The following is a 26,702-nucleotide window of genomic DNA, read 5'->3' on the forward strand; positions in this document are numbered from 1 at the left end:
GTTACAAGACTCCTTTCGTCGATAAAACACCCTGGATTCGCGGATCGACGGAAACAGCTTCCGACAATGCGCCGGCAAACGCCTTGAAAATCCCTTCAATCATGTGATGGCTGTTTGTGCCATAATGAAGGTTGACGTGCAGCGTGACACCTGCATTGCCGGTAAACGCCTGAAAAAATTCCTGCACCAGCTCAGTCGAAAATGTTCCCACTTTCTCCGTTGGAAACTCTGCATGAAACACCAGGAACGAACGGCCGCTGATATCGACGGTCACCTGTGCCAGAGATTCATCCATCGGAGTGAATCGGTTGCCATAGCGGCGAATGCCCGCCTTGTCTCCCAATGCTTTTTTAAACGCTTGCCCAAGGCAAATTCCAATATCTTCTACCGTGTGATGATCGTCGATATCTACATCGCCATTCGCTGCAATTGCCAGATCAAAGCTGCTATGTTTGGAAAACAAGTCTAACATATGACGCAAAAACGGAACAGGAAATCGCAAGTCTCGCTGTCCTTGTCCGTCCAGGTTCAATGCCAGTTGAATTTGTGTCTCTGTCGTATCCCTTTGAATGGATGCCTGGCGACTCATAGTTTCCCTTCCACTCCTTCTTTTTTCATCCGGATGCCGACCGCTCTTGCATGCCCATGCAATCCTTCCGCTTCCGCCAGCGTGACGATGTATTGCCCGTCCCGCAGCAGCGCTTCCTTCGAATACTGGATCAGACTGCTTTTTTTCATAAAATCATCGACGTTTAAAGGAGAGGAAAAGCGTGCCGTCCCGTTTGTCGGCAATACGTGGTTCGGTCCCGCAAAATAATCTCCGACCGGCTCGGAACTGTACGGTCCGACAAAAATCGCGCCGGCATTTTCAATCAACGGTACGTAACTTGGAGCGTCCTCGATTTGCAGTTCCAAATGCTCCGGTGCAATCCGATTCGACATGGCAATTGCTTCATCCAATGAATCCACAAGAACGATCGCTCCATATGTTTCGATCGATGCGGCGGCAATCTCCTTGCGGGGCAAATCTGCCAATTGCTGTTCAACACTTGCTTGCACCGCTTTTGCCAAGCATTCGGATGTGGTGACGAGAATCGATGCCGCCAGTGGATCGTGTTCCGCTTGTGAGAGAAGATCTGCCGCGATGTAATCGGGATCTGCCGAATCGTCAGCGATCACGAGAATCTCCGTGGGACCTGCAATCATATCAATCGCCACTTGACCAAAAACGGCTTGTTTCGCTAATGCCACATACAGGTTGCCAGGTCCTACAATTTTATCGACAGGCCGAATCGATTCCGTCCCGTATGCAAGTGCTGCAATCCCTTGCGCTCCGCCAATTCGGTAAACTTCCGAAATACCGAGTTCGCGAATCGCCACAAGGACTCCCGGATCCTTTAACGTCCCCTCTGAAGTTGGCGGGCTGATCAAAACGATTTCTTTGACGCCTGCGACTTGTGCCGGAATGACATTCATCAATACGGAGGACGGATAAGCAGCCCTCCCGCCTGGCACATATACGCCGACACGCCGCAACGGACGAATCACTTGCCCGAGGATCGTGCCATCCGGCTGTGCATACTGCCACGACTCCCGTTTTTGTTTTTCGTGAAAGATGCGGATATTTTGCATCGCTTTCCGAAGCGCCGTCAAAAATTCCTGTGATACTTGTTTATACGCTTGCTCGTATTGCTCTTCCGGAATCCGAAAATCAGTCAGGTCAACTCCGTCAAATCGCCGTGTAAAGGAGCGCAATTGTTGGTCTCCAAACTGCCGTACTCTTGCAAGAATATCTTGAACGATTTCCCGTTCTTTTTCATAGGATTGCTGTGTATCTCTTTGCAATGCGTATTCCTCTGCCCGAATGATCCGCATCATACTTGTACCTCTTTTCTTAGATCGATCCGTCCCCGCAATTTGCGCGTGAGTTCATCGATTTCTTGCTCCCGCAGCCGGAAACTCATCCGGTTCGCAATCAGCCGGGTGGAGATTGGAACGATTTCCTCAAGTACAACCAATCCATTTTCCACCAACGTTCGACCTGTCTCGACAATATCGACAATTCGTTCCGCCAAACCGATCAATGGCGCCAACTCCACGGAGCCATGCAGCAAGATCACTTCTACCTGCTGTCCGAGCGAGCGAAAATACTCGGTAGCAATCCTCGGATATTTGCTCGCGATGCGAGGAACCGTGCCAAAGTATTTGGTCTCAGGAAGCCCTGCCACACACATGCGGCACTTTCCGATCCCCAAGTCCAATAACTCATACACATCCCGACCGGCTTCCAGCAAAACATCTTTACCGACAATCCCCAAGTCTGCCGCACCATATTCCACGTACGTAGGTACATCGGTCGGTTTGGCGATCATATAGCGAATGGTCCCACAAGGGGATTCCAGAATCAACTTGCGTGAATCGTCATCAGCGGGTACCGGTATGCCTGCCTCATGAAACAATTGTAATGTTTGGTCCATGATTCGCCCTTTTGACAGAGCGATGGTTAAACCGTCAAATGCCATCTTAACCAAACCTCCAGTTGATAAAAACCATGCCACATCACAACGGACCGAATGAAAAATCATCCATTCCCTTCCCCGTGTCAGCATGTTCCATTCTTGACGCTTTCCCTTATTTAAACACGTTACATGCTTGAATCCATTCCAGCATAAAATTTTTCGAACAGTTGACGAATCGACGAATCGTCCGTATGCAACGTTCCGTTTTCAAGCTTCAAAACGCTTGGCATTGGATCTACGAAATGTCCCTGCACATTCTTCGAATGCGGAATATTTGCGATATCCTTGCGCTGAAGCGACACATAGTATCCTTGTGCCCGCAAATATTCGGTAAAACCGATCGCCATAGATCGATCTTCAAGATTCGATGCATATTTGATCAGCAGTCGCACAGGTCCATTTCCTTCATCTGAAGCACTTAACAAATCCAAAATTCGGTCAACGCCGATCATGAAGCCCGTAGCTGGAAGGTGTCGTCCAAATTTCGTATACAATTCGTCATAACGCCCGCCGCCGCAAACGGGAAACCCGATTTTCGGAGCATATCCTTCAAATACGACGCCTGTATAATAATGCTGCGCCAACAGAACGCTTAAATCAATGGCAACTGCCTCTTGCACCCGATACGCCCCTAATAGATTCCAAACATCCTGTAGATTATCAAGAGCCTGCCGTGCTTTCGGATCTTCTGTCAAGTTGCGGGCCATTTCGATCGCATCGATCCCGCCGCGCAAGCGAACAATTTCCAACAATGTGGATCGATCATCTTGAGAGGCGATTGATGCCTGGACGATTTGCTCATATGCCACATAATTTTTATCTTCCAGCGCCGTTTGCAATTGCGCCCGTGTCGCAGCATCCTGCACTTTCTCGCGAAAAATCGCCTGCAGGAATTTCACATTGCCAATAGCCAATTTAAATCCTGTAATACCAATGGATTTTAACGTATTGACAGCTAAAGCGATCACTTCCGCATCCGCATCTGCCGTGTCGTCTCCCACCAGTTCAACACCCGCTTGTGTAAACTCTGCATCCCGTCCTGCCGCCAACTCTTGGATTCGAAAAAGAGAACCTTGATAGGATAAACGGATTGGCAATGGCTGATCCTTTAATAGAGAGGATACAACGCGGGCAATTGGAGCTGTCATATCGGGGCGCAGCACGATCGTGCGGCCGGATCGTTCAAAAAATTTAAAAACACGCTCATCGGAACTGCGCAACGATCCATTTTGGAAAATATCCATATACTCTAAAGTGGGAGTAATTACTTCTTCATAGCCCCACTTGGCGTAGTTTTGCAAAATATCACTTTCCAATTGCCGTTTCTTAGCGGCGATTCTAGGCAAGTAATCGCGTACACCTTGCGGCTTTTCAAAAAACACAGGAATATTTGTACTCATTGTCGATTTTATCACCTCGCGCTTTAGTCTGCTAATATACTAAAGCATTAACATTATACTACCACCGTTTCTGGAATGCGTCAATTGTATCATAGTGCGAGAGAATGCATGAAGGAAGAGAGGATGAAATCAATAATTTGAAAGACAAGCAGTATGAAAAAAGAAGATCGATTGCATGTTGATGTAAACGGTTCTTTTAATTCATCTTCAACACTTTCACGTCATACCGGACATCAGATACTTCCTGATTTATGAGACGAAGTCCCTTATCCACATCTCGAACATGTTTTTCAAGTGTATTTAACTGTAATTGGGTGTTGTCCAATTTCTTGGCATTCAATAAAACTTGTTCTGCAACTGCGTCAATTTTCAATTCCAGCCTGTCAAAACGTTCGCTCATGCCTGCATTTGCTGCTTCCAGTTTGTCAAAACGTTCGCTCATTCCCGCATTTGCTGCTTCCAGCCTGTCAAAACGTTCGCTCATTCCTGTATTTGCTGCTTCCAGCCTGTCAAAACGTTCGCTCATTCCTGTATTTGCTGCTTCCAGCCTGTCAAAACGTTCGCTCATTCCCGCATTTGCTGCTTCCAGCCTGTCAAAACGTTCGCTCATTCCTGTATTTGCTGCTTCCAGCCTGTCAAAACGTTCATTCGATTTTGACTCCATTTTATCGATATGATTGCTTAGTGACTTCTGGCCTTCCAATAACTGTTGCAAAATCTGTTGGATATCGTCCATTTGCTTATCCCTCCCTATTTTGAATATACACTTCCATTATAAAATGAAAATTGAATCAGGTGGAGGTGTTGTTACTTCACCTGATTCGTTACTTCACCCGATTCAGTGAAAGAAAACCGAACGTAGCAATTACATATAAGGTGCCGGATTCACCCGAACTCCATTGACGCGAACCTCATAGTGCAAATGCGGTCCTGTCGCTTCTCCGGTCATCCCAACAGCACCGATGGTTTGGCCTTTCGTGACCCGTTGTCCCACTTGCACATCAATTCTCGACATATGGCCATAGATGGAGACCACACCATTGCCATGATCAATTTCCACCCAATTGCCATATCCGCCGTTGTTCCAACCGGCATCAATAACCGTACCGTTATTGCTGGCCCAGATCGGCGTACCTGTTGGGGCGCCAATATCGACTCCGGGATGAAACTCATAGCCGCGATTTTCCCCATATGGTGATGTAATCAAATGACTGGAAATCGGCCAAATATAATCACCGCTGGCGATTCCGCTATTTGTCCCGCGTTTTACGACTGCCTGCACCATTTGTTGTTTGACAGTGCGCGCAAGGATATCCTGTTTCACGACTTTACCGTTTACCGTTACAATATGTAATGTTTGCGTCTCTAAACCGTTTTGGCCTTCTGTGATCACTTTTGTATCCCCTGTAGCCATCGCGTCGTCATCTATGTATCGGGTTGTATATGGAACAGTCACGTCCTTTGTGACCGTTTGGTCGACAGTTACATGTACATAAGGATCTTTTGTGCTAACGACAAGCTTCTCTCCTAATTGCAGGTTGTTGATATTGGAAAGAACCGGGTTTGAACTGACCAATTTGTCAACTGTCGTATCCGTTCGTTTCGCAATATCCCATAAAGTATCACCACGGGATACTACATAGGTTTGCGGTGAATCCGCACCACCCAATACTTGATGAACAGCATCTGACACACTTTTTACTGTTCCTGCCGTACCCAGATATGGAATAAAACGAATGGCATCGTTAATCGAAACACGGCTATTCTTTGGCTGATTTCGCAAATAGAATTGTTCAACCGCTTTCAGGACATCTTCCGCCGCTTGTGAATTTGCTACATTGACAATGTTTTGATTGTTTATTTGAATCGTGACAGGGGCAATTCCCGCTGCTGCCAGACGTTTTCCGTCAATCGGCTGAAATTGTTTTGGATCTGCCAACGCAACAGGAGTCAATTTCACTTTCCAGTTGTCGTTCCTTCCCAATGAAGCCAACGCAGCAGATGCTTCTTGCCGGTTTTTTGCCATCCCTACGTATTTCCCATTGATAAAAACCTGATATGTTCCATTCGCTTGGAATGTATTATGTATAATTAACGCACTGCCAATCGATACACTTAGCAATGTACCGATAATTAAAAAGCGCTTTTCGTATAAAAATGTTTGAATCGTTTGTAAAGGCTGCATCCCTTGCCCAAAAAATTGGTTGCCCAACCGTGAAAATTTCGTATCGTGTCTTTTCTCTTTCCTTTTGGCGGCAATTTTATGCTTAATATTCGCATACAATTGCTGCGTCAATTCAGACATGCTTTCGCCTCCTTGGTGTAGAAAATTGTTGGAACAATGAGAAACTAAATTGTTGATACATGGAAAAGCAGCATATAAAAGATATGCCGAGAAAGAATATTCGACATCTTTTGCATTTTCCCTTCTGATTTCCAATATAAAAAGACAAGAAAAACCCCGCATGTCAGAAAAAGTTCACTTGACTTTCTGACATGCGGGGTTTTGTATATCAGTTGCTGATTCCTTTCATCCTTTTTCAAGTTTGAATATGAAATCATTTGAATTTGAAATTATCTGTATATGAAATCCCGTTGATTCTTTATCCCTTCATCTCTGCATCGTCACCCAGAGTTTTCAGCAATTTTTCTGATAGCTCCCGCGCCGCGTTATAACCCATTCGCTTCAGCCGCTGATTCATGGCAGCCACCTCAATGATGACAGCCAGGTTTCGTCCCGGACGCACCGGAATTGTCACACAGGTAAGGTCCGTGCCCAAAATTCGCACCTTCTCTTCATCCAGTCCCAGTCTGTCATACGCAACTTCATCTTTCCACGCTTCCAGTTTGATAAGCATTTCTATTTTTTTATGCGTACGTACCGCACCCGCTCCAAACAATGTCATTACATTCAACACGCCAAGTCCGCGAATTTCCAATAAATATTTAAGCAAAGGCGGCGTTGTTCCAACTAAAATGTTATCTTCAATTTGGCTGATTTCAACAGCATCGTCCGCAACCAGACGATGACCTCGCTTGACTAATTCCAAAGCGGTTTCACTTTTCCCGATTCCGCTTGCCCCCTGGATAAGTATACCGATTCCATATACATCAACCAGAACACCGTGGACTAAAGTTTCCGGAGCTAAATTTTGATCAAGAAAACGTGTAATACGCCCGGCAAGCTTGGTCGTTGCCAATTCCGATCGCAGTAACGGCAGTTTTTGCAACGATACAATTTCAAATAAGCACTCCGGTATTTGTTGTCCCCGAGAAACGACTAAACAAGGAGTTTGTTCAGAAGCACAAAGTCCCATCAGTCGTTTCTTCCTGAGATCCTCCGGCAGGCTAAGCAGAAACTCCATTTCTGTTTTGCCGATGATCTGAACTCTCTCAACGGCATGATACTTTAAAAAACCGGCCAGGGGCAGGCCGGGCCGATTAATATCACTGACTGCTATAACCCGGTTCGTGTCAGCGTCAGTATTTACAAGCTCAAGATTGACTTCTTGAATCAGTTCTCTTGTATGTACAACTTTATTTGCCATCTCGATCACCCGCTTTTGGTCCGAATACAAAGAGAACCCAATTAAGCGGGGAGTCTTAATGGGTTCATCTTATAGAAATCCCGAGGCTTTTGACCTCAATGTACTTTACTATACCATGAATGTACCAGGTTTGTGAAAAAAATCGAAAAAATTTACAATCAAGTCTTAAAAATCAAGTCTTAAAAAATAGCTTCTTCTGTTGCTTTGTTGAAGATATGGATTTTATTCATGTCAAACGCCAATTTAACGGTATCGCTGTGCTTGATCCCTGAACGCGTATCGACTCGCGCAGTTAAGCTTTGACCGCCGCAATCGAGATATAAATACATTTCCGCACCCATTAATTCCGTTACTTCCACTCGAGCAGTAATTACACTCTCCGGATATGTTTCCAGATACATTTCTTCATCATGGATGTTTTCCGGACGAATGCCGAGGACCACTTCCTGACCCATTACGCCCGCTTGACGAAGCACCGCCACTTTTCCTTCCGGAATTTTCACTTTGATATTATTGGCGACAAAATACGCTTGACCTGCTGTCTCTTCCAGTTTTCCGTTGAGAAAGTTCATCGGTGGTGCACCGATAAATCCAGCCACAAACATATTTCTGGGATGATTGTAAATATCCTGGGGCGTCGCCACTTGTTGAATAATTCCATCCTTCATGACAACAATCCGATCGCCCATAGTCATCGCTTCCGTTTGATCGTGTGTAACATAGATAACTGTTGTTTGGAGACGCTTATGCAATTTACTGATTTCCGTACGCATTTGTACACGCAATTTGGCATCCAGGTTGGACAATGGTTCGTCCATTAAGAATACTTGCGGTTCCCGTACGATTGCCCGGCCAAGCGCCACACGTTGTCTCTGTCCACCGGACAGCGCTTTAGGCTTCCGTTCGAGCAAGTGTCCAATATCGAGAATTTTCGCAGCATCGCGCACGCGTTTATCGATCTCATCTTTTGGAACCTTCCGCAATTTCAGACCAAACGCCATATTTTGATATACGTTCATATGCGGATATAGAGCATAGTTTTGAAACACCATGGCAATATCCCGATCTTTTGGAGCCACATCGTTAACAACTCGGTCACCGATGTATAATTCTCCTTCACTGATGTCTTCAAGTCCGGCAATCATCCGCAACGTTGTGGACTTGCCGCATCCGGACGGACCAACCATCACAAGAAATTCCTTGTCCTGAATTTCCAAGTGAAAATCCTGAACGGCCGTTACATCACCCGAATATTTTTTGAAAACGTGATTTAAGCGTAATCCAGCCATTGCACACCCTCCCATATCTCATTTGATGCAAATTCATTGTCCTGTCTCATTTCTAGTATGAGTATACGAGATTTGTGCAAACGGATACTATGGTCAATGTGTACAAAAACAACGCCATTGCTTTGTACGAATTAACTTTCTTAAAGTGTGTGTTCAAAAAGTGGTTAAGTAAGACACAAGGAGTGCGAAAAGGCGACGGAGTGTACGTGTTTGGTACATAAGTAAGCCTTTTTGGGATTCGGCAAAGCAATCCGCCGTGGAGTTTTGACTACTTTTTGAACATCCTCTTAAACAAGGCCATCCAATTTCCAAAGCACTAAAGCTGTCCAAAGTGCAACTGCATCCTCAAATTTCCGAATATCGTATCCTGTCAGTTCCCGAATTTTATCCAGCCGATACAATAAACTGTTACGGTGCATATACATGACTCTTGCTGTTTCGCTGATATTCAAATGGTTTCGGAAAAATCCCAGCGCCGTCTCTCTGAGATCCTGTCCGAGCGCTTCGTATGTTTCGCAAGACAGCATACTCTCCCGATAACGAATGCGATTCGTTTCGTGCAAATTGTACAAAATCCGTTGGAATCCAAGTCGCCCAAAAGAAAAGACGCCGTTTTTTCCTCCTTGCAATTCACCAATCTGCCGCGCTGCAATAGCTTCCTGCATGCCTTGGACAAGACAGTCCGCAGATGACACGATACTGCTTACGCCAATTTTTACATCCATATACATTTCCGCTAAAAGTGCATCAACCCAGGATCTGCATTCCTCATGCACGACTTCAATCAATTGCAACGGGTTCCCGCTGTCTTTGACCGGCAGGAGGATCCCGCCGATGAATGTGGAGACTTGAACAACCATGCAAGACCTGTCATATCCTTGCGCAATCTCCTGAATCAATTCCAGCCATTCGGGCAAGGGTCTTTTATTACGTTCGCCTGCTTTTGTCTGCAGTTGTCCTTCTTCCCGGTTTGTAGCTGTAACGTCGAGGAACATGCACATACATGGAAATAGGGTTCCCGGCAATTGTTTCAGCAACGAATCCATGGGAAATGATGTACGCTTGGAACTTTCCAGTTCTTCTATCGCTATTTTCCTGCACTCCGCCTGCCAGGCAAACTGCCATACGTATCGTACACTCTCCGGGAGCGACGGCATCACTTGCAATTCGCCGGAACCACTGTTCTGCTGCAAATATTCGAACATCCAGCGAATAAGAGCAGCTTCCCGATTGGATACACCTTTTTCAGGCATTTGAAGAACGGAAGGATCGAACGGAACTGCAATGTCATTTCCATACATGTCTGACAGCAGTTGTTGAAACTCTCCAATTCCACTCCATGATTTCTGTCTTTGCACGATTTGATCTGCAGGATTGTCCATTCGCTCACATCCTTATACGCAAAATCATTGCAATAAAAATCATTGCAATAGAAGATAGAATAAAGCATTAACAGACGATCGTAGCGGAATCCTGTTCCCGTGTTCGTTGCAAATCCCGATCAAGGATTTGCTTGAGAAAATATCCTGTATGAGATTCCTTTACATTGGCTACCTCTTCAGGCGTCCCCTTCGCAACAATTGTACCGCCTTTATCTCCGCCTTCCGGCCCAAGGTCAATCACATAATCGGCTGTTTTGATGACATCCAGATTATGTTCAATAACGATGACCGTATCCCCTGCTTCCACCAGCCGCTGCAATACAATTAACAAACGGTCAATATCGGCAATATGCAGCCCTGTTGTCGGTTCGTCCAAAATATACACAGTCTTCCCATTGCTTCTGCGGTGGAGTTCCGCCGCCAGCTTCACACGCTGCGCCTCGCCGCCCGACAGCGTGGTTGCCGGCTGTCCCAGTTTCATATAACCGAGACCCACATCAAACAGTGTCTGGATTTTTCTTTGAATCCTCGGAACATGCTTAAAAAACTCCAGTGCGTCTTCTACCGTCATATCGAGAACTTCCGAAATATTTTTGCCTTTGTATTTGACCTCCAGCGTTTCCCGATTGTAGCGTTTCCCTTTGCAAATTTCACACGGAACATACACATCCGGCAAAAAGTGCATTTCAATTTTTATAATCCCGTCACCTTTACAAGCTTCACATCTTCCGCCTTTGACATTAAAACTAAATCTTCCTTTTTTATAGCCGCGCATTTTCGCTTCATTTGTCGTACTGAACAATTCCCGGATATCATCAAACACGCCGGTATATGTTGCAGCATTGGAACGAGGCGTTCTGCCGATCGGGGATTGATCGATGTCGATCACTTTATCCGTCCAATCCAGCCCTTCGATGCGTTTAAACTCTCCCGGTTTTGCCTTCGATTTGTTGATATGCTGGGCCAATGCTTTGTAGAGAATTTCGTTGATTAACGTACTCTTGCCGGAGCCGGATACACCAGTCACACATGTAAACAAACCAAGGGGAAAAGACGCTTGAATATTTTTTAAATTGTTTTCTTTTGCGCCCACAATCTTGATCCAGCGCTCGCCCGGTTGGCGTCTTTCAAGGGGTACCGGAATGGACTTTCTTCCACTCAAATATTGGCCTGTGATGGAATCCGGATGTTTCATGATTTCTTTCGGCGTTCCTTCTGCTACCACACGGCCGCCATGGGCACCCGCACCAGGTCCTATGTCCAAAATATAATCGGCAGCCAACATCGTATCTTCATCGTGTTCCACGACAATTAACGTATTGCCCAAATCCCGCATATGCTCCAACGTTTGAATCAACCGCACATTGTCCCGCTGATGCAAGCCGATGCTTGGCTCGTCAAGAATGTACAAAACCCCCATCAGGCTTGATCCGATCTGCGTCGCCAAGCGAATCCGCTGCGCTTCTCCACCGGATAAAGTACCTGCCGAGCGGTGCAGCGTCAAATAATCCAAACCGACATTTTTCAAAAACATGAGTCGGGAATGAATCTCTTTCAGAATCAGTCGGGCAATTGCGATTTGCTTGTCGTTAAGTTCCAGAGACTCAAAAAATGTAATGGCATCATTGACAGACAATGAAGTAACATACGCAATGCTTTTATCGCCAACCTTAACGGCGAGACTTTGGGGTTTTAAACGTCTCCCTTTACATGCCGGACAAGGTTTGGAGCTCATGTATTCCATGATAAACTCGCGGATGGATTCAGATGCCGTTTCCCGGTACCGTCTTTGCAAATTGTGCACAACTCCTTCAAATGGGAGTTCTGCCACACGAGACTGGCCAAAGTCATTATCATACTGAAATTTGATTTTTGTCCCTTCCGAACCGAAAAACAGAATGTTTCGCTGTTCATTCGTCAGTGTGGATACAGGTGCATCGACAGGAATGCCGAAATGTTTGCAAGCAGCCAGCAAGAGTTGCGGGTAATAATTGGACGTACTGCCGGCCCATGGCTCAATCGCTCCGTCTTCAATCGTCTTTTGCGGATCCGGAATAATCAAATCCAAATCGATTTCCATGTTGGAGCCAAGCCCGTCACATACTTCACAAGCACCGAACGGACTGTTAAAAGAGAACATGCGCGGCTCCAATTGTTCCACGCTGAATCCGCACTCCGGACAGGCCAACTTTTGACTGAACAACAATTCTTCGCCATCCACAATCCCGATGATGACCGTACCGCCTGACAATTGCAATGCTGTCTCGATCGAGTCTGCGAGCCTGGACTGAATGTCCGGTTTCACAACGAGTCGATCGACAACAACTTCAATGGTATGTTTTTTGTTTTTTTCAAGGCTGACCGATTCGCTTAATTCATGCAGTTCTCCGTCAATGCGCACACGCACAAAGCCATTTTTCGAAATGTCTTCCAAAAGTTTCGCATGCTCGCCTTTCCTCCCTTTCACAACGGGCGCAAAAACTTGCAAACGTGTACGTTCCGGAAACTCCATCACGCGGTCTACCATTTGTTCTACTGTCTGGGAAGCAATCGGGATGTCACATTTGGGGCAGAATGGTTGTCCAATCCGCGCAAACAATAACCGCAAATAGTCATAAATTTCCGTTACCGTACCAACAGTCGAACGGGGATTGCGGCTTGTAGTCTTCTGGTCGATGGAAATGGCCGGCGATAAACCGTCGATTGAATCCACATCCGGCTTATCCATTTGCCCCAAAAATTGACGGGCATAAGCAGACAGTGATTCCACATAACGTCGTTGGCCTTCCGCATAAATCGTGTCAAATGCAAGAGAGGATTTGCCTGAGCCACTCAATCCGGTTAAGACCACAAAGGAGTCCCGTGGAATTTTGACATCAATATTTTTCAAATTATGTGCACGTGCACCTTTGATTACGATATAATCCTGTGCCATTGTCTACTCCTTTTCGACTTCTGGAAATACCCATTCACAGTCCCTCTGACAAAACTTTCCCGATTTCGACTCATCCTGCATTACCCGGGAAATATGTCGAGAAAACCTGTCGTTTAAAAATTTTGTAGAAACATCACGAAACGGATAATTCAAAAATAATATCCCGCAATTCTGCTGCACGCTCAAACTGCAGCGCTTTTGCCGCTTCTTTCATTTCCGATTGCAATTTTTCAATGAGACGTTCCCGCTCCGCTTTTGACAAATCACTCGAACGTTTCTTTGCGGTATATTCCGCTTTCTCATCCGCCACTTTCGTCGCTTCAATCACATCACGCACTGCCTTGTGGATGGTTTTCGGTATAATTCCATGTTGTTCGTTATAGGCCAACTGTATACTTCGGCGGCGTTCCGTTTCCGTAATTGCTACATTCATGGATTTTGTCATCACATCCGCGTACATGACTACACGACCTTCAGCATTGCGGGCTGCGCGTCCAATGGTTTGAATCAATGAGCGTTCTGCCCGTAAAAATCCTTCCTTATCTGCATCGAGAATCGCTACTAAAGACACTTCCGGCAAATCAAGCCCTTCCCGCAGCAAATTAATCCCGATTAATACATCGAATACTCCTTTACGCAAATCCCGTAAAATTATCATACGTTCCAATGTTTTTATATCAGAGTGCAAATAGCGAACTTTAATCCCGATATTTTTCAGATAGTCCGTCAAATCTTCCGCCATTTTCTTTGTCAATGTCGTCACAAGAACACGTTCGTCCCGCTTGATTGTCCCATGTATTTCACCGACCAAATCATCAATTTGCCCTTTGATTGGGCGCACAGTAATTTTCGGATCCAAAAGACCCGTCGGTCGAATAATTTGTTCAACGGTTGCTTCCGTGTGTTCAAGTTCATACGGTCCAGGCGTTGCTGAAACATAAATTGTTTTGCCCATCCTTTTTTCAAATTCATGAAATTGCAGCGGTCGGTTATCAGCAGCAGATGGAAGGCGAAATCCATGCTCAATCAATGTCATTTTCCGCGTACGGTCACCTCCGTACATCCCGCCAATTTGCGGAATCGTGACATGGGACTCATCAATCAACAATAAGTAATCATCAGGAAAATAATCCAGTAACGTATGGGGTGGTTCTCCTTCCCCGCGCCCTTCCAAATGTCTGGAGTAGTTCTCAATTCCCGAACAAAAACCAATTTCCAACATCATTTCAATATCATAATTGGTTCGCTGCTCCAGCCGCTGCGCTTCCAGCAATTTTCCGGCATCCCGCAATATTTTCAGCCGCTCTTCCAACTCGCTTCGAATACGGGCAATCGCCTGCCGCATCACATCTTGTGATGTGACAAAGTGGGAAGCCGGAAATATTGCTACGTGTTGACGGGCACCAAGAACTTCACCTGTTACAATATCAATTTCTGTGATGCGATCGATTTCATCTCCAAAAAACTCGATGCGGATCGCTTGCTCCCCTCTGGATGACGGGACAATTTCCACAACATCCCCGCGAACCCGAAAAGTTCCCCTTGTAAAATTGATATCATTTCGCTCATATTGCATATCGACTAATTTACGCAGGACTTCATTGCGATCCCGTTCCATCCCCGTGCGCAATGAAAGGACATGCTTCTTGTATTCCACCGGATTTCCTAAACCATAGATACAAGAAACACTGGCAACCACAATGACATCATCCCGTTCCAGGAGGGCGCTTGTTGCAGAGTGCCGCAATTTATCGATTTCGTCATTAATGCTCGCATCTTTCTCGATATACGTGTCTGTATGTGGAATATATGCTTCCGGTTGATAGTAGTCGTAATAACTTACAAAATACTCCACAGCATTATGCGGGAAAAACTCCTTGAATTCTGCACATAACTGTGCAGCCAATGTTTTGTTATGTGCAATAATCAACGTCGGCTTTTTCACTTTGGCTATTATATTAGCCATCGTAAACGTTTTGCCCGATCCGGTTACTCCCAGCAAAATTTGCTGTCGTTTTCCATCATCGATGCCGGCAACCAAATGTTCAATCGCTTTCGGTTGATCTCCTTGTGGTGCATAATCAGATACCAGTTGAAATGTTTCACCCGCCATTTCCACACCTCCAAACATTTTCCGATACTTTTGCAGATGTATGTATTATAATACGAATCTGTGTTCGGTGCACGTTTCCCATACATAAGTTAACTGGAATAGGCACAAAATTATAGCAATGAATCGAGGAAAGGCGGTACTTTGCATGGACAATAAAAATACGCATAAAGCTGACGAGCAATCCGAGACGACATTGAATCCAACGGCAAGCAAGAGCCAAAGAAAAGGCCAGGATTTACAAGAGCAAGACGATATGAAACACGGAAATCCGAAGAACGGAAAATATACAAGAAAATTGTAAAACAAGCAACCAAATGAAAAAATCCGGTGTCCAGCTGTTCCAAACAGTTGGTTCCGGATTTATGCCCGCCATGAAAACTAAGGGTTGGAAATTGAAGAAGAAGATTGTGCAGGCTGTTTCAGAATTGGTGATACTGGCGCCGGCGCTGTTTGATAGGGCGCTTCTTCTTGTTGTGTATAATTCCTGAGAATTACGATATTGACACGCCTGTTTTTTTGGCGATCCGCTTCATTATCATTCGGCACAACAGGATGCCATTCCCCATATCCGGTTGCCGACATGCGGCTCGGATCAATCCCCGCATTCGCCAAATAATGAACCACGTTAACAGCGCGTGCGACTGACAATTCCCAGTTCGATGGATACCGGGAATTATGAATAGGGATGTTATCTGTATGTCCTTCTACGACGATCGGGTTATTGACCGATTTCAAGAATGGCAATATATTTTGTATCACATGAATCCCATCCTGTTTTAATGTGGCGCTTCCCGTATCATATAAAACAACATCTTTTAACGTAACCTGGACGCCGCGCATTTGGTCCTGAATGGAAATTTTATTCTCCAAATGATTTTGCGTTATATACTCTTTTAATTGCTGGTAGAGTTGTTCAAGTTTTTGCTGTTGTCCGGTTTGAAACGATTGCGAGTCAACTTTTGTCTTGTCGCTTTCATTGCCATGCTGATTGCCTTCCTTCGCGTTCTGTGCAGCCAACAAAGCAGTCGTTCCCAAATTGTGCAATTGAATTTTATCGGAAGCATATAATGCTTGGTTCAAGGATTCGGATAAAGTCATAAATTTTGCCATGTCAATTTTCGACATCGCATACATTACGACAAAAAATATCATCAGCAACGTGATTAAATCCGCATATGTAATTAACCAGCGCTCGTGATTCTGCGGCTTTTCCCGCTTTCTACGCCGTCTCGACATTTGCCTCACCCGCTGCTGCCTTTACCTTTACCTTCGCTTCTCTCTCCTTTGGAGCCAAGAATGCCTTTAATTTTTGCCCCAGAATATTAGGGTTTTCTCCAGCCTGTATCGAGAGAATTCCCTCGATCATGATTTCACGCGTCAAAATTTCTTGTTTGGATCGTATTTTCAGCTTATTTGCCATTGGCAAATAGAGGAGATTGGCACTCGATACGCCATACAATGTCGCAATAAAAGCCGTTGCAATTAACGGACCTAATTTCGTTACATCGCTGAGGTTTCCCAATACGTGGACAAGCCCCATAACCGTACCGATAATTCCCAGCGTCGGCGAATATCCGCCGGCCGCTTCCAACACTCCGGCACCTGCTTCATGACGGTTTTCAATATACGTCAATTCGGTCTCCAAAATACTGCGGACAAGTTCAGGATCTACTCCGTCCACCACTAATCGAATACCATTCTTGAAAAATTCATCTTTTGCATCTTCAATTTGCTCTTCCAAAGCCAAAATTCCTTCACGGCGGGCAATTGTTGCAAGCTTGATTAATTCATCAATCATTGTCAACGGTTCTTTCGGCTTTGATGTAAATACGATTTTGAGCAACGAAGGTACTGTTTTCAATTGTTCCATCGGAAAAGAAACGATAACCGCACCAAATGTACCGCCAAAAACGATTATCGCAGCCGTGATTTGAAATAACGAACCAAGTTGTCCACCTTCCAAAACGAATGCCACAACCAACGATGCCAAACCTAATACTATGCCGCCAATCGATGTTAAATCCACATGTAAACACCTGCCAAATCATTATGATGCCATCGGAAAGCACCTGTTTCTAAATCATAGCCATTCAGAATCGGATATACATTCGCAACCTGATTTCGAATCAAGTGCGATTTGCAAATACAGACAGACATACAGACACCTGAAAGATTCCATATAATTTCAAATAATTACATCTGGCTGGAGACTGATGGATCGAACTGCCCTCGTTTATCGGCCCGCTTCGTATGAAAAAGGCGTTTCATCACTGACCAGACATTTGCCGGGTACAATACCACATACTGAAGTGCGGTTTCATCCGGAACCAAAATGACGCCAAGTTGATGATGGTCTCCCGCATACAACGGCTTCCCCGCCAACCGCAATTCACCCCGTTCATCCAAAACATCCAATTTGACATAGGCCGGGTTCTGACTGATCGCAAAGTGAAAATCGTAAGGCGTATTTACCGGAATTCCATTTACCCTGACAATCGTGTCTCCCGCTTGCAATCCCATGATTTCCGCCGGAGTCCCTGACAAAACGGCAAGCAGCTTTAATCCTTTCAAAGGCTTTATGTAGATAGGCGCACCCATCCGCTCCTGCTTATTATCAAACAAGATGATCCATTCATGAACAACAATGGAGCAAATCGATGCAAGCAGCAACAGGATCGGATATTTTAAGCCCAATTCCACAAGCGCGAGCAAACATATGCCGTATACGGCCACCAAACCGGCAGATTGCTTCACTTTTTGCTTGGTATTTTTGGTCAAAGTCCAAGTTGAATATCCCAACATCACCGGAAAGGGCGCAATATGATACGCTGTGAAAACATGCGGAAACGAAAGCAGTTGGATCCCGAAAGGATGGTATGCGCCTGCATCCCCGGCCAACCCGTGCGTTTGACCCATAACGCCTACAAAGGAAACCATAGGTACCAACCAGAATTTTTGCAACACAAATCCGCCGACGATCTTTCCCCGACGGCCTTCGACAAAAACCGGCAAGGCGCCTTCAGATCCCTGCAGCCATACAAGCAGCGCCTCCAATATATGAAGAAGAGCGACAAGCGCCAGCAGATCTGCCGCCGAAACGTCCCGCAAGGCATTCCAGATATCCATGCCGACTGCCGGCAAATAGGCGGGCGGATGTATAAATTTTAAACATATGCTCAAAAAACCGATTAAGCCGCCTGCATATGCAAAACACAAGTATCGGATATGAAACAGCGAAAGCAAAACCGAGACAATCCATATCAGCAACAGATCAGTCGATGATACAGCAATCGAGAATACGGATATGAATACTGTCCCAATCATTCCGGCCATACAGCCGAACAGAATCGTTCGAAGCATTTGATCCGCCACAGAGTGAATCCGTAATCCGAACATGTCCCGTTCGATTTGCATCTGGCGCTTGTACTGTATCCATAATGCAACGATTGCAAGATAGAAAAAGGGATTCATGGGAAGATACAGATAGCCCTGAAATAAGGCGAGTACGTCATTCAGCCATTCCATTCGCATCCCTCCTCTATGAAATAAAAACACACCCGAAAAAAAGAAATAGGCCCGAAGACAATAAGTCCTCGGGTACATTATTCGACAGAATCTGTCTACTTCCTGCTATTGATTTCTTTTTGCAAAACATCTTCGGCCATTTTTAATTGTGTATCGTCCTGTTTCATTTTTTCCCGCAATGCATCCATTAGTGCGTTGATCGTTTGCCCTTGAATGATTCCATCTGCTTGCAGCCCTTTGGCTTTCTGGAAATCGCTGACCGCTTGTTCCGTCTGTTTGCTAAAATATCCATCTTCCCGGCCGGGATCAAAACCGATGGCTAACAGCATTTGCTGTGCAGCCTTTACCTGATCGTTGTTCATGTCATACTTTAATTTGTCTGATGCAGTCAATACAGGCAAGTTAAAATAGGACGGCAAATGGACTACATACTCCGGCATGATTCCTTTTTTATGTATCCAATTCCCATCGGGAGTCAACCACTTGGCAATGGTATATTTTACACTGCTGCCGTCCGAGTAAGGTTGTGTGGTTTGTACTGTGCCCTTGCCAAATGTTTTTTCTCCAACGAGCGGGTATCCGCCTGATTCGTGCAGTGCAGCGCTCAAAATCTCAGCGGCACTGGCGCTCCCGCCATCGACCAGTCCGACAATCGGCAGGTTTACAGTGCCTTTATCCGACTTATAGACGTCTTTTTGGCCATTTCGATTCTCTACTTGCAAAATCGTTTTGCCTTTTGGAATCAATTCATCTGCAATGGTTTTCACACTGTCCAGCAAGCCGCCTGGGTCTTGGCGCAGATCAATGACAAGACCTTTGATTCCCTGTTTTTCCAACGACTGTAATTGTGTATCAAATTCCTTTGCGGTATTTTCACTAAATTGGGTAATTTGAATATAACCCATTCCATTCCCCAACTGTTTGGAAAATACCGTATCTTCTTTAATGGCAGCCCGCACAATGGAAAGTTGCAACTTTTGACTGGTGGAAGGGCGTTCTACATCCAACGTTACTTTTGTGCCTTTGGGGCCGCGAATCATCATGGCAGCTTTGTCTACATCAATCCCCTGCAGGGATTTCCCATTGACGCTTAAAATTTGATCTTTGGCTTTCAATCCCGCTTTCTCGGCAGGCGAATCCTTAAAGACAGATGCCACGACAATTTTGCCGTTGTCCGATTCCATCACTGCGCCAATGCCTTCAAAAGAAGATTGAATCATATCATTAAACTTGGCTGCAGCCTTCGGGTCCATATAGGTAGAAAACGGATCATTCAGCGATTGCACCATTCCGTTGATCGCGCCATTTAACAGAGTATCCGGGCTCTCTTTATCCACATAACGATCGCGTAGCATGTGGTAGACTTGAAAAAATTTCTGAATCTCCGTCGCTTCACTCTGACTGTTCGCCGGTGGCATGGGAACCTGGTTTACATTGAATTCTTTGATTGCCAAAGCAGTTGCTGCGCTGCTCAACACAATGGTGGCGATCATTGTAACTGCCAGCGTTCGTTTTTTTATATACATGCGAGTTCCGCACCACCCTACCTGATTATCGTACAATTGAAATCTTCACTCTAGTCTATGCATGGAACGGACAAATTAGACAAGTTTGACACACCGCTAGACTTTTAAAAAACGGCGGACAGATAAAATGCTGCCCCACATGCCGACTACAATCCCGATAACGATCAAAACTCCCAAAACTTGCGTAACAAGCGGATTGGCCGGAAGCAAGTTAAAGATGGCCAGGTAATCTGCATTGACATGCCGCACCAAATACGTATATCCGATACTGATCAAAGCGCCTGGAATCAGTGCGCCAAATACTCCGATCATGACACCTTCGACAAAAAACGGCCAGCGTATAAATCCATTCGTAGCACCAACCAATTTCATGATTTCAATTTCCCGGCGTCTGGCAAAAATGGTGATTTTGATTGTATTGGATATCAGGAACATCGCCGTAAGCATGAGCCCGATCACAAATGCAAGACCGACATTTCGAACAATTTTCGTAAATGTCAACAACTTATCAACTGTTTCTTTACCGTAGATCACTTTATCGACCTGGGGCAGTTTTTGAATGTCAGCGGCAATCCCATCGGAGTAGCTTGCATTATCTGCTTTTACGATGAATTTGTTCGGCAATGGATTTTGTGAATCCAGTCCATTTAACAAATCCGCATTTTGCCCCAGTCTCTGCCGCAAAATTTGCAGCCCCTGTTCTTTCGATATAAAACTGACCGATTGTACATGCGGAAATCCTTGAATAGTCGTTTGCAAATCGCTCAGCGCTTGTCCGGTGACATCATTTTTGACCATGACATCAACTTCCACCTGGCTTTCAATGGAATTTGAAATATGATTCACATTAATCGCCAATACCAAAAATACACCTAATATCAATAGCGTTACAGTCATGGCACTGATTGATGCAAAAGACATCCATCCATTGCGGCCAAGGCTTTTTAATCCTTCCCGAACATGCCGCCCTATTGTTCTAATCTTCATAGCCGTAAACACCCCGTTGTTCATCCCGCACGATCTGACCATTCTCGATTGCTAGTACACGTTTTTTCATCGTATTGACAATTTCTCTGTTATGTGTGGCCATGACAATCGTAGTCCCACGGTTGTTGATTTCCTCAAAAAGACGCATAATGCCCCAAGATGTTTCCGGGTCTAGATTGCCTGTTGGCTCGTCTGCAATAATGACAGTCGGCTTATTGACAAGAGCGCGTGCAACAGCGACCCGCTGCTGCTCTCCACCGGATAATTGGGTCGGCAATTTGTTCCATTTATCTGCAAGACCGACCAGCTCCAACGCTTCTTTGACACGTCGTACGATTACTTTACGCGGTGCTTCAATGACTTCCATCGCAAATGCCACATTTTCGTAAGCATTCAATTTTGTCAACAATTTATAATCCTGAAACACAACTCCGATTTGCCGGCGCATAATCGGTATTTTGCTTTCCCGAAGGCGTTCAATATTAAATCCATTCACAAAAATTTGTCCCTTGGACGGGCGCTCTTCACGATACATCAGCTTAATAAAGGTCGATTTGCCAGCGCCGCTCGGACCGACGACATACACAAATTCCCCTTTATTGATCTGGACACTCACGCCTTGCAATGCATTCGTGCCATTCGGATATTTCTTCCACACATCTTGCATTTCAATCATTGACGTTTCTCCCATAAAAATAGTGTCGAATACAATACATATCGTAATTTTATTCGACACAAATAGACGGTTTCCTGTATGATTCGATTTTTTCATTGTATTGAAAAAAAAGGGAATTGCTTCATAAAAGTGAAAGGAAATCACTTCATGAAAAAAGAGACCTCTTTGGCGAAGTCTCTTTTCAAATTCATGTTTTTGGTCAAATTCATGCTTTCGGGGCAGTATGAGTACTCATGCGCGCCCCCGGCGCGATGCGGCTTTCGCGGCAGTTTCAGGACAACTTAAAATATCGAGAACAACGCAATCGCTGCAAACATGGCAACTGTCGTTATGACCAAACTGACCATGGCTACCGGGCCATATGCCTTCTTGTGCGTCTCGCCGCAAATGGCGCGAATGGTCGTTACGATATATCCATTGTGTGGAAGCGCATCCAATCCTCCGGAAGCAAGTGCGGAAATCCGATGCATCGCACCAGGATCCAGCCCCATTTTGGTATAAATAGGCGCGAGAATCGGCAATGCGATGCCAAGACCGCCGGAAGCGGATCCCGTCAGGCCGCAGATCAGTGTAATGGCAAGACCGAGTCCCAAAAGCGGAGGTCCCGGAATATGTGTGACTGCTGTCACCACTTGTTTAAATCCTTCCGTTGTCGCTGCCACAGACCCGAATCCGACGACCGCGCACGTATTGGATGTGGCGACGATCGCTTCCTGGGCACCGTCGGCGAGAGCTTTCCAGAAGCGCTTCACATGATTAAACATGAGAATCCACGCAGATATGATGCCTGCACTCATCGAATACATGGCTGCTGACGTCGAATCCATGTGTTGCGATAATACAGCCAATACGACGACGACGACAATCAACGGAATAATTGCAACAAGTACATTCGGCAGGCGTTTCTCCGCCACATTTCCATATGGCGCGGATGGTCCGGCGGCTGCTGTAACAGTTGCGGATGCTGCAGCCATTTCCAATTGTGCCGCTTCGATCATGTGGGCGTCTGTCACGCGATCTTCAAAATGTTCCCCTGCCGCTACAGCCTTATTGATGGCACGCAGAAGATAAAGGGATCCGACGGCAAAAATCGCCAACGCAATCAGTATGCCGATCCACGAGCCAGCCCAAGGCGTAGTATGAAAATACTTGGTCGGGATCAAGTTCTGGATCTCCGGCGACCCCGGCATTGTCATGGTAAAAGAGATCGATCCGAATACCAACGCGGCCGGAATGAATCGACGCGGCAGATTGGCGCCCCGAAACAGCGACACAGCCAGAGGATATACAGAGAATCCGACGATAAACAGCGATACGCCGCCATATGTCAAGATGGCACATGCCAAAACGGTTGCCATGACGGCTCCTTTTGGCCCTAGCACTTTCATGATCCATGTGGCAATGCCGTCAGCAGCGCCGGTGTCCTCCATGACTTTTCCGAAAATCGCACCGAGGAGAAACAAGATAAACCAAGAAGCAAAAAATCCCGTAAACCCTTTCATATACGTGTCTGTAAGTGCTTTGGCCAGGTTTTCACCTGACACCAAAGCAACAAATGACGTGGATATAATCGCTGCAATAATGATATTGATGCCCCTCATCGTCATCCAGACCAACAATCCCAGACCGATGACCAATAACAAAATCTGCATAACACTACCCCCTTGAAGGAAAATTTATTTAAAGTGCGTGTTCAAAAAGTGGTCAAGTAAGACACAAGGAGTGCGAAGTCGAAGCACGAAAAGCCGACGGAGTGTACGTGTTTGGTACATGAGTAAGGCTTTTTGGGATTCGGCAAAGCAATCCGCCGTGGAGTTTTGACTACTTTTTGAACATCTTCTTAAAGCAGGATGTGCTTTAATATCTTGCTGTCAGCATTTTTCTGCGCGTATAAAATTCAATTCCGTCGCGTCCATTTACGTGAAGATCGCCATAAAAGGATTTTTTCCAACCCGAGAATGGGAAAAACGCCATCGGAGCCGGAACTCCCAGATTCACACCAAGCATTCCTGCATCGATTTCTTCGCGGAATTGGCGAATCGCTTTTGCACTATCCGTAAACAGGCAGGCGCCGTTCGCAAATTCAGACTGATTGGCAATTTCAATGGCTTCATCAAGATCTTTCGCACGCACGACGGAAAGTACCGGAGCAAAAATTTCATCTTGCCAAATTTTCATACCCGGTTTGACGCTGTCAAAGATGGTTGGGCCGACAAAGTACCCTGCACCGGACGTTGCAGCGTCTTTTCTTCCGTCACGCACCAGAAGCGCTCCTTCATTTTCGCCGATATCGATATACTTCAGCGTACGTTCCTTGTTGGATTCCCGAATGACCGGCCCCAAGAATACATCTTTCTCCAGACCGTTGCCGATTGTAAGCCCGTCTGCCGCTTGCACCAGCCGTTCGACCAACGCATCTGCGATATCCCCTACTGCCACCACGACAGAGCACGCCATGCAGCGCTCGCCTGCAGAACCATATGCCGCACCCATGATATTGGAAACGGCGAGATCGAGATCCGCATCCGGCATTACGATCGTATGGTTTTTTGCACCGGCAAGAGCCTGTACGCGTTTTCCATGTGCTGCTGCTGTCTTATACACATATTCGGCAACCGGTTGGGAACCGACAAAGGAAACGCCTGCGATATCCACATGTTCCAAAATGCCGTTCACCACATCGTGAGCCCCGTGCACGATATTGAATACTCCATCCGGCAATCCCGCTTCCGTAAACAGTTCAGCCAGACGATTGGCCAAAATCGGCGTCCGCTCCGACGGCTTCAATACAAACGTATTGCCGCATGCAATCGCCAACGGGAACATCCAGCAAGGTACCATCATCGGAAAATTGAACGGAGTGATGCCGCCTACGACGCCGATCGGATAGCGGTACATGCCGGACTCGATGCCTGTCGCGATATCGGGAAGTTGCGTGCCCATCATCAATGTCGGTGCGCCTGCCGCAAATTCTACACATTCGATTCCCCGCTGCACTTCTCCATATGCTTCATCGTAATTTTTGCCATTCTCCAGAGTAATCAGGCGCGCCAACTCTTCCCAGTGTTCGACCAACAGTTGTTGATATTTAAATAGAATGCGCCCACGCCGCGGCACCGGCGTTTTGCTCCAGGTTTTGAACGCTTTTCTGGCAGCTGCTACCGCAAGATCCAAATCTTCTTTTGCGGAAATCGGCACCATTGCGATCGGTTCACCTGTAGCGGGATTCGGTACGACTTCTTCCCGATTTGACGACGCAGGAACCCATTGTCCTCCGATAAAGTTTTTCAGTGTTTGCGTTGATGTCGTAGCTGTCATAAAAATTCCCCCTTCAATCCATTTGAATTTATTCCCATTTTCCGTTTAAATTTTGTTTCAATTTCGATTTCCGATCCTATCCGTTCAAAATGGCAGATTCCGTATTGTTTTGGCTGAAATCGTAGTCATAACAAATATGATAGAGCTGCACAATCTCCTCATGTGAAGGCACGCGCGGATTGTTTCCCGGACTTCCGCTGGCGATTGCATCTGTCGCCATCTTCGAAACAGCTTGTGCAAATATTTTTTGATCGATGCCCCATGTTTTCATGTTCGGTATGTTTAAATCCCGGCACAGCTGCTTAATCTCCATAATCGTTACATCTGCCAATTCATCTGTCGAACCCCCCGCCACATCCGGTCGTAGCAATTTCCCAATGACAGCAAGCTGTTCTTTGCAGGATTCTTTCGTAAACTCCAGGACAGCCGGCAGCAGCATCGCATTGGAGACTCCGTGGGGCACATGAAAGACAGCGCCGATGGGCCGCGACATCCCGTGCACCAGACAGACTGACGCATTTGAAAACGCCATTCCCGCCTGCATGGAAGCAAGCGCCATCTGTTCTCTTGCGTCGATGTCTGCGCCATTTTGATAGGCAGTTCGGAGATTTTTGCCAATCGCCTCAATCGCTGAAAGTGCCAACGTATCTGTCAGCGGCTGGGCGAGTCGCGAGATATACGCCTCGACGGCATGACAGAGTGCATCGACGCCGGTGGCTGCTGTCACATGCGCCGGTGACGAAATGGTCAAAATGGGATCAACGATAGCTACAGCAGCAGTGAATGCCGGATGTTTGATCATCATTTTGATATCTTCTGCCGTATTCGTAATCACGGTTACATTGGTCGCTTCCGATCCCGTACCTGCTGTCGTCGGCACGGCAACCAACGGAACAGGAGTTTTTTTGATCGGTGTCTTGCCGCCCATATAATCGCCAATATAGCCGCCATTTGTCGCCAAAACAGCCACAGCTTTGGCAGCATCGATGCAGCTTCCGCCGCCTACCGCCACAATCACGTCACACTGTTCCTGCTGGAATACCGCAAGAGATTCGGCTACATGTACATCTGTCGGCTCCGAATTTACATCCAGGTACAGAGCATATGGGATGCCGGCTTCCTTCAAAAAATGTTGGCAGCGCTCGATGTTCCCTATTTTCTCCATGATCCGGTCACTGATCAGCAGCACTTTATTCCCCAAACGGGCTGCTTGCTCCCCTACTTTCGAAAACGAGTCCCGACCGTAAAACACAGTTTGCGGCACACGAAATTCAGCAAACGTTTTCATTCCAAAACCTCCTTTGAAATTCATATAGTTTCTACATGTAATTTCTTATGCAAGTCCTGTGCCAGCTCGCAGTGGAGTACCGATTCAGCATGGAATCCCTTGATTCCGTAAGTTTTGCGATTAAATATATGTCTGATAAACCAGACATAATCCGACAATATGTCTGAATCATGTCTGATTTTCACATCACATCACA

Annotated in this window: 21 protein-coding genes; 1 reads left to right on the forward strand and 20 read right to left on the reverse strand. The window is 46.0% G+C overall.

Annotated elements, in window-relative coordinates; translation table 11 throughout:
* Window position 1: 1 nt before the first annotated feature.
* The 11 genes from hisB to uvrB all read right to left on the reverse strand — a co-directional run bounded on the left by hisB (window position 2) and on the right by uvrB (window position 15,186).
* Window positions 2-589 carry an imidazoleglycerol-phosphate dehydratase HisB gene (gene hisB / locus LSG31_RS03555; RefSeq protein ID WP_347438034.1) on the reverse strand — a complete coding sequence of 196 codons (588 nt, stop codon included), beginning with the start codon at window positions 587-589 and terminating at the stop codon, window positions 2-4.
* Window positions 586-1,875 carry a histidinol dehydrogenase gene (hisD, locus tag LSG31_RS03560; protein WP_347439433.1) on the reverse strand — a complete coding sequence of 430 codons (1,290 nt, stop codon included), beginning with the start codon at window positions 1,873-1,875 and terminating at the stop codon, window positions 586-588. The genes hisB and hisD overlap by 4 nt, the downstream gene beginning before the upstream one ends.
* Window positions 1,875-2,522 (reverse strand): ATP phosphoribosyltransferase, encoded by a 648-nt coding sequence (gene hisG, locus LSG31_RS03565; RefSeq protein WP_347439434.1) that lies wholly within the window; start codon window positions 2,520-2,522, stop codon window positions 1,875-1,877. The genes hisD and hisG overlap by 1 nt, the downstream gene beginning before the upstream one ends.
* 122 nt (window positions 2,523-2,644) lie before the next feature.
* Window positions 2,645-3,919, reverse strand: a complete 1,275-nt coding sequence (gene hisZ, locus LSG31_RS03570; protein WP_347438035.1) for an ATP phosphoribosyltransferase regulatory subunit — start codon at window positions 3,917-3,919, stop codon at window positions 2,645-2,647.
* Between the two features lie 196 nt (window positions 3,920-4,115).
* Complete coding sequence (locus tag LSG31_RS03575) at window positions 4,116-4,655, reverse strand: hypothetical protein (protein WP_347438036.1); 540 nt, start codon at window positions 4,653-4,655, stop codon at window positions 4,116-4,118.
* A 129-nt stretch (window positions 4,656-4,784) separates the two neighbouring features.
* Window positions 4,785-6,224 (reverse strand): peptidoglycan DD-metalloendopeptidase family protein, encoded by a 1,440-nt coding sequence (locus LSG31_RS03580; RefSeq protein ID WP_347438037.1) that lies wholly within the window; start codon window positions 6,222-6,224, stop codon window positions 4,785-4,787.
* Between the two features lie 298 nt (window positions 6,225-6,522).
* A complete protein-coding gene (gene hprK, locus LSG31_RS03585) occupies window positions 6,523-7,467 on the reverse strand; it encodes an HPr(Ser) kinase/phosphatase (protein ID WP_347438038.1) in 945 nt (314 codons plus the stop codon).
* Window positions 7,468-7,646: 179 nt separating this feature from the next.
* Window positions 7,647-8,756: an ABC transporter ATP-binding protein gene (locus tag LSG31_RS03590; protein WP_347438039.1), complete on the reverse strand. Its 1,110-nt coding sequence runs from the start codon at window positions 8,754-8,756 to the stop codon at window positions 7,647-7,649.
* Between the two features lie 287 nt (window positions 8,757-9,043).
* A complete protein-coding gene (locus LSG31_RS03595) occupies window positions 9,044-10,138 on the reverse strand; it encodes a PucR family transcriptional regulator (protein WP_347438040.1) in 1,095 nt (364 codons plus the stop codon).
* Window positions 10,139-10,205: 67 nt separating this feature from the next.
* Window positions 10,206-13,073 carry an excinuclease ABC subunit UvrA gene (gene uvrA / locus LSG31_RS03600; RefSeq protein ID WP_347438041.1) on the reverse strand — a complete coding sequence of 956 codons (2,868 nt, stop codon included), beginning with the start codon at window positions 13,071-13,073 and terminating at the stop codon, window positions 10,206-10,208.
* A 133-nt stretch (window positions 13,074-13,206) separates the two neighbouring features.
* The gene (uvrB, locus tag LSG31_RS03605; protein WP_347438042.1) at window positions 13,207-15,186 is read right to left on the reverse strand and encodes an excinuclease ABC subunit UvrB; all 1,980 of its coding nucleotides are present in this window, start codon (window positions 15,184-15,186) and stop codon (window positions 13,207-13,209) included.
* A 145-nt stretch (window positions 15,187-15,331) separates the two neighbouring features.
* Between uvrB and LSG31_RS03610 the strand changes: the two genes are divergently transcribed.
* Complete coding sequence (locus LSG31_RS03610; RefSeq protein WP_347438043.1) at window positions 15,332-15,487, forward strand: hypothetical protein; 156 nt, start codon at window positions 15,332-15,334, stop codon at window positions 15,485-15,487.
* Window positions 15,488-15,564: 77 nt separating this feature from the next.
* Here LSG31_RS03610 and LSG31_RS03615 read toward each other — a convergent pair whose 3' ends face one another.
* The 9 genes from LSG31_RS03615 to LSG31_RS03655 form a co-directional block, all read right to left on the reverse strand.
* Window positions 15,565-16,422, reverse strand: a complete 858-nt coding sequence (locus tag LSG31_RS03615; RefSeq protein WP_347438044.1) for a flagellar motor protein MotB — start codon at window positions 16,420-16,422, stop codon at window positions 15,565-15,567.
* On the reverse strand, window positions 16,406-17,212 hold the full coding sequence (locus LSG31_RS03620) for a flagellar motor protein (RefSeq protein ID WP_347438045.1): 807 nt from the start codon (window positions 17,210-17,212) through the stop codon (window positions 16,406-16,408). Before LSG31_RS03620 ends, LSG31_RS03615 begins: the two co-directional genes overlap by 17 nt.
* A gap of 167 nt (window positions 17,213-17,379) precedes the next feature.
* Window positions 17,380-18,711, reverse strand: coding sequence for a PDZ domain-containing protein (locus LSG31_RS03625; protein ID WP_347438046.1), 1,332 nt, complete (start codon window positions 18,709-18,711; stop codon window positions 17,380-17,382).
* Between the two features lie 95 nt (window positions 18,712-18,806).
* Window positions 18,807-20,237 (reverse strand): S41 family peptidase, encoded by a 1,431-nt coding sequence (locus LSG31_RS03630; RefSeq protein WP_347438047.1) that lies wholly within the window; start codon window positions 20,235-20,237, stop codon window positions 18,807-18,809.
* Window positions 20,238-20,333: 96 nt separating this feature from the next.
* Window positions 20,334-21,224 (reverse strand): permease-like cell division protein FtsX, encoded by an 891-nt coding sequence (ftsX, locus tag LSG31_RS03635; RefSeq protein ID WP_347438048.1) that lies wholly within the window; start codon window positions 21,222-21,224, stop codon window positions 20,334-20,336.
* A complete protein-coding gene (gene ftsE, locus LSG31_RS03640; protein WP_347438049.1) occupies window positions 21,214-21,900 on the reverse strand; it encodes a cell division ATP-binding protein FtsE in 687 nt (228 codons plus the stop codon). Before ftsE ends, ftsX begins: the two co-directional genes overlap by 11 nt.
* A gap of 281 nt (window positions 21,901-22,181) precedes the next feature.
* On the reverse strand, window positions 22,182-23,552 hold the full coding sequence (locus LSG31_RS03645) for a GntP family permease (RefSeq protein WP_347438050.1): 1,371 nt from the start codon (window positions 23,550-23,552) through the stop codon (window positions 22,182-22,184).
* Between the two features lie 205 nt (window positions 23,553-23,757).
* Window positions 23,758-25,218: a CoA-acylating methylmalonate-semialdehyde dehydrogenase gene (locus tag LSG31_RS03650; RefSeq protein ID WP_347438051.1), complete on the reverse strand. Its 1,461-nt coding sequence runs from the start codon at window positions 25,216-25,218 to the stop codon at window positions 23,758-23,760.
* Window positions 25,219-25,294: 76 nt separating this feature from the next.
* Window positions 25,295-26,506 carry an iron-containing alcohol dehydrogenase gene (locus LSG31_RS03655; RefSeq protein WP_347438052.1) on the reverse strand — a complete coding sequence of 404 codons (1,212 nt, stop codon included), beginning with the start codon at window positions 26,504-26,506 and terminating at the stop codon, window positions 25,295-25,297.
* Window positions 26,507-26,702 lie beyond the last annotated feature (196 nt).

Source organism: Fodinisporobacter ferrooxydans (assembly GCF_022818495.1).
GTDB classification, from domain to species: Bacteria; Bacillota; Bacilli; order Tumebacillales; family MYW30-H2; genus Fodinisporobacter; species Fodinisporobacter ferrooxydans.

What these genes read in the sequence shown, in the direction of transcription:
- LSG31_RS03590 (WP_347438039.1), bottom strand. Translation starts at nt 8,756, where the DNA reads ATGGCTGGATTACGCTTAAATCACGTTTTCAAAAAATATTCGGGTGAT.
- LSG31_RS03575 (WP_347438036.1), bottom strand. Translation starts at nt 4,655, where the DNA reads ATGGACGATATCCAACAGATTTTGCAACAGTTATTGGAAGGCCAGAAG.
- hisD (WP_347439433.1), bottom strand. Translation starts at nt 1,875, where the DNA reads ATGCGGATCATTCGGGCAGAGGAATACGCATTGCAAAGAGATACACAG.
- LSG31_RS03595 (WP_347438040.1), bottom strand. Translation starts at nt 10,138, where the DNA reads ATGGACAATCCTGCAGATCAAATCGTGCAAAGACAGAAATCATGGAGT.
- hprK (WP_347438038.1), bottom strand. Translation starts at nt 7,467, where the DNA reads ATGGCAAATAAAGTTGTACATACAAGAGAACTGATTCAAGAAGTCAAT.
- hisG (WP_347439434.1), bottom strand. Translation starts at nt 2,522, where the DNA reads ATGGCATTTGACGGTTTAACCATCGCTCTGTCAAAAGGGCGAATCATG.
- hisB (WP_347438034.1), bottom strand. Translation starts at nt 589, where the DNA reads ATGAGTCGCCAGGCATCCATTCAAAGGGATACGACAGAGACACAAATT.
- hisZ (WP_347438035.1), bottom strand. Translation starts at nt 3,919, where the DNA reads ATGAGTACAAATATTCCTGTGTTTTTTGAAAAGCCGCAAGGTGTACGC.
- LSG31_RS03630 (WP_347438047.1), bottom strand. Translation starts at nt 20,237, where the DNA reads ATGTATATAAAAAAACGAACGCTGGCAGTTACAATGATCGCCACCATT.
- LSG31_RS03645 (WP_347438050.1), bottom strand. Translation starts at nt 23,552, where the DNA reads ATGCAGATTTTGTTATTGGTCATCGGTCTGGGATTGTTGGTCTGGATG.
- LSG31_RS03615 (WP_347438044.1), bottom strand. Translation starts at nt 16,422, where the DNA reads ATGTCGAGACGGCGTAGAAAGCGGGAAAAGCCGCAGAATCACGAGCGC.
- uvrA (WP_347438041.1), bottom strand. Translation starts at nt 13,073, where the DNA reads ATGGCACAGGATTATATCGTAATCAAAGGTGCACGTGCACATAATTTG.
- LSG31_RS03580 (WP_347438037.1), bottom strand. Translation starts at nt 6,224, where the DNA reads ATGTCTGAATTGACGCAGCAATTGTATGCGAATATTAAGCATAAAATT.
- LSG31_RS03655 (WP_347438052.1), bottom strand. Translation starts at nt 26,506, where the DNA reads ATGAAAACGTTTGCTGAATTTCGTGTGCCGCAAACTGTGTTTTACGGT.
- ftsX (WP_347438048.1), bottom strand. Translation starts at nt 21,224, where the DNA reads ATGAAGATTAGAACAATAGGGCGGCATGTTCGGGAAGGATTAAAAAGC.
- LSG31_RS03625 (WP_347438046.1), bottom strand. Translation starts at nt 18,711, where the DNA reads ATGGAATGGCTGAATGACGTACTCGCCTTATTTCAGGGCTATCTGTAT.
- LSG31_RS03650 (WP_347438051.1), bottom strand. Translation starts at nt 25,218, where the DNA reads ATGACAGCTACGACATCAACGCAAACACTGAAAAACTTTATCGGAGGA.
- LSG31_RS03610 (WP_347438043.1), top strand. Translation starts at nt 15,332, where the DNA reads ATGGACAATAAAAATACGCATAAAGCTGACGAGCAATCCGAGACGACA.
- uvrB (WP_347438042.1), bottom strand. Translation starts at nt 15,186, where the DNA reads ATGGCGGGTGAAACATTTCAACTGGTATCTGATTATGCACCACAAGGA.
- ftsE (WP_347438049.1), bottom strand. Translation starts at nt 21,900, where the DNA reads ATGATTGAAATGCAAGATGTGTGGAAGAAATATCCGAATGGCACGAAT.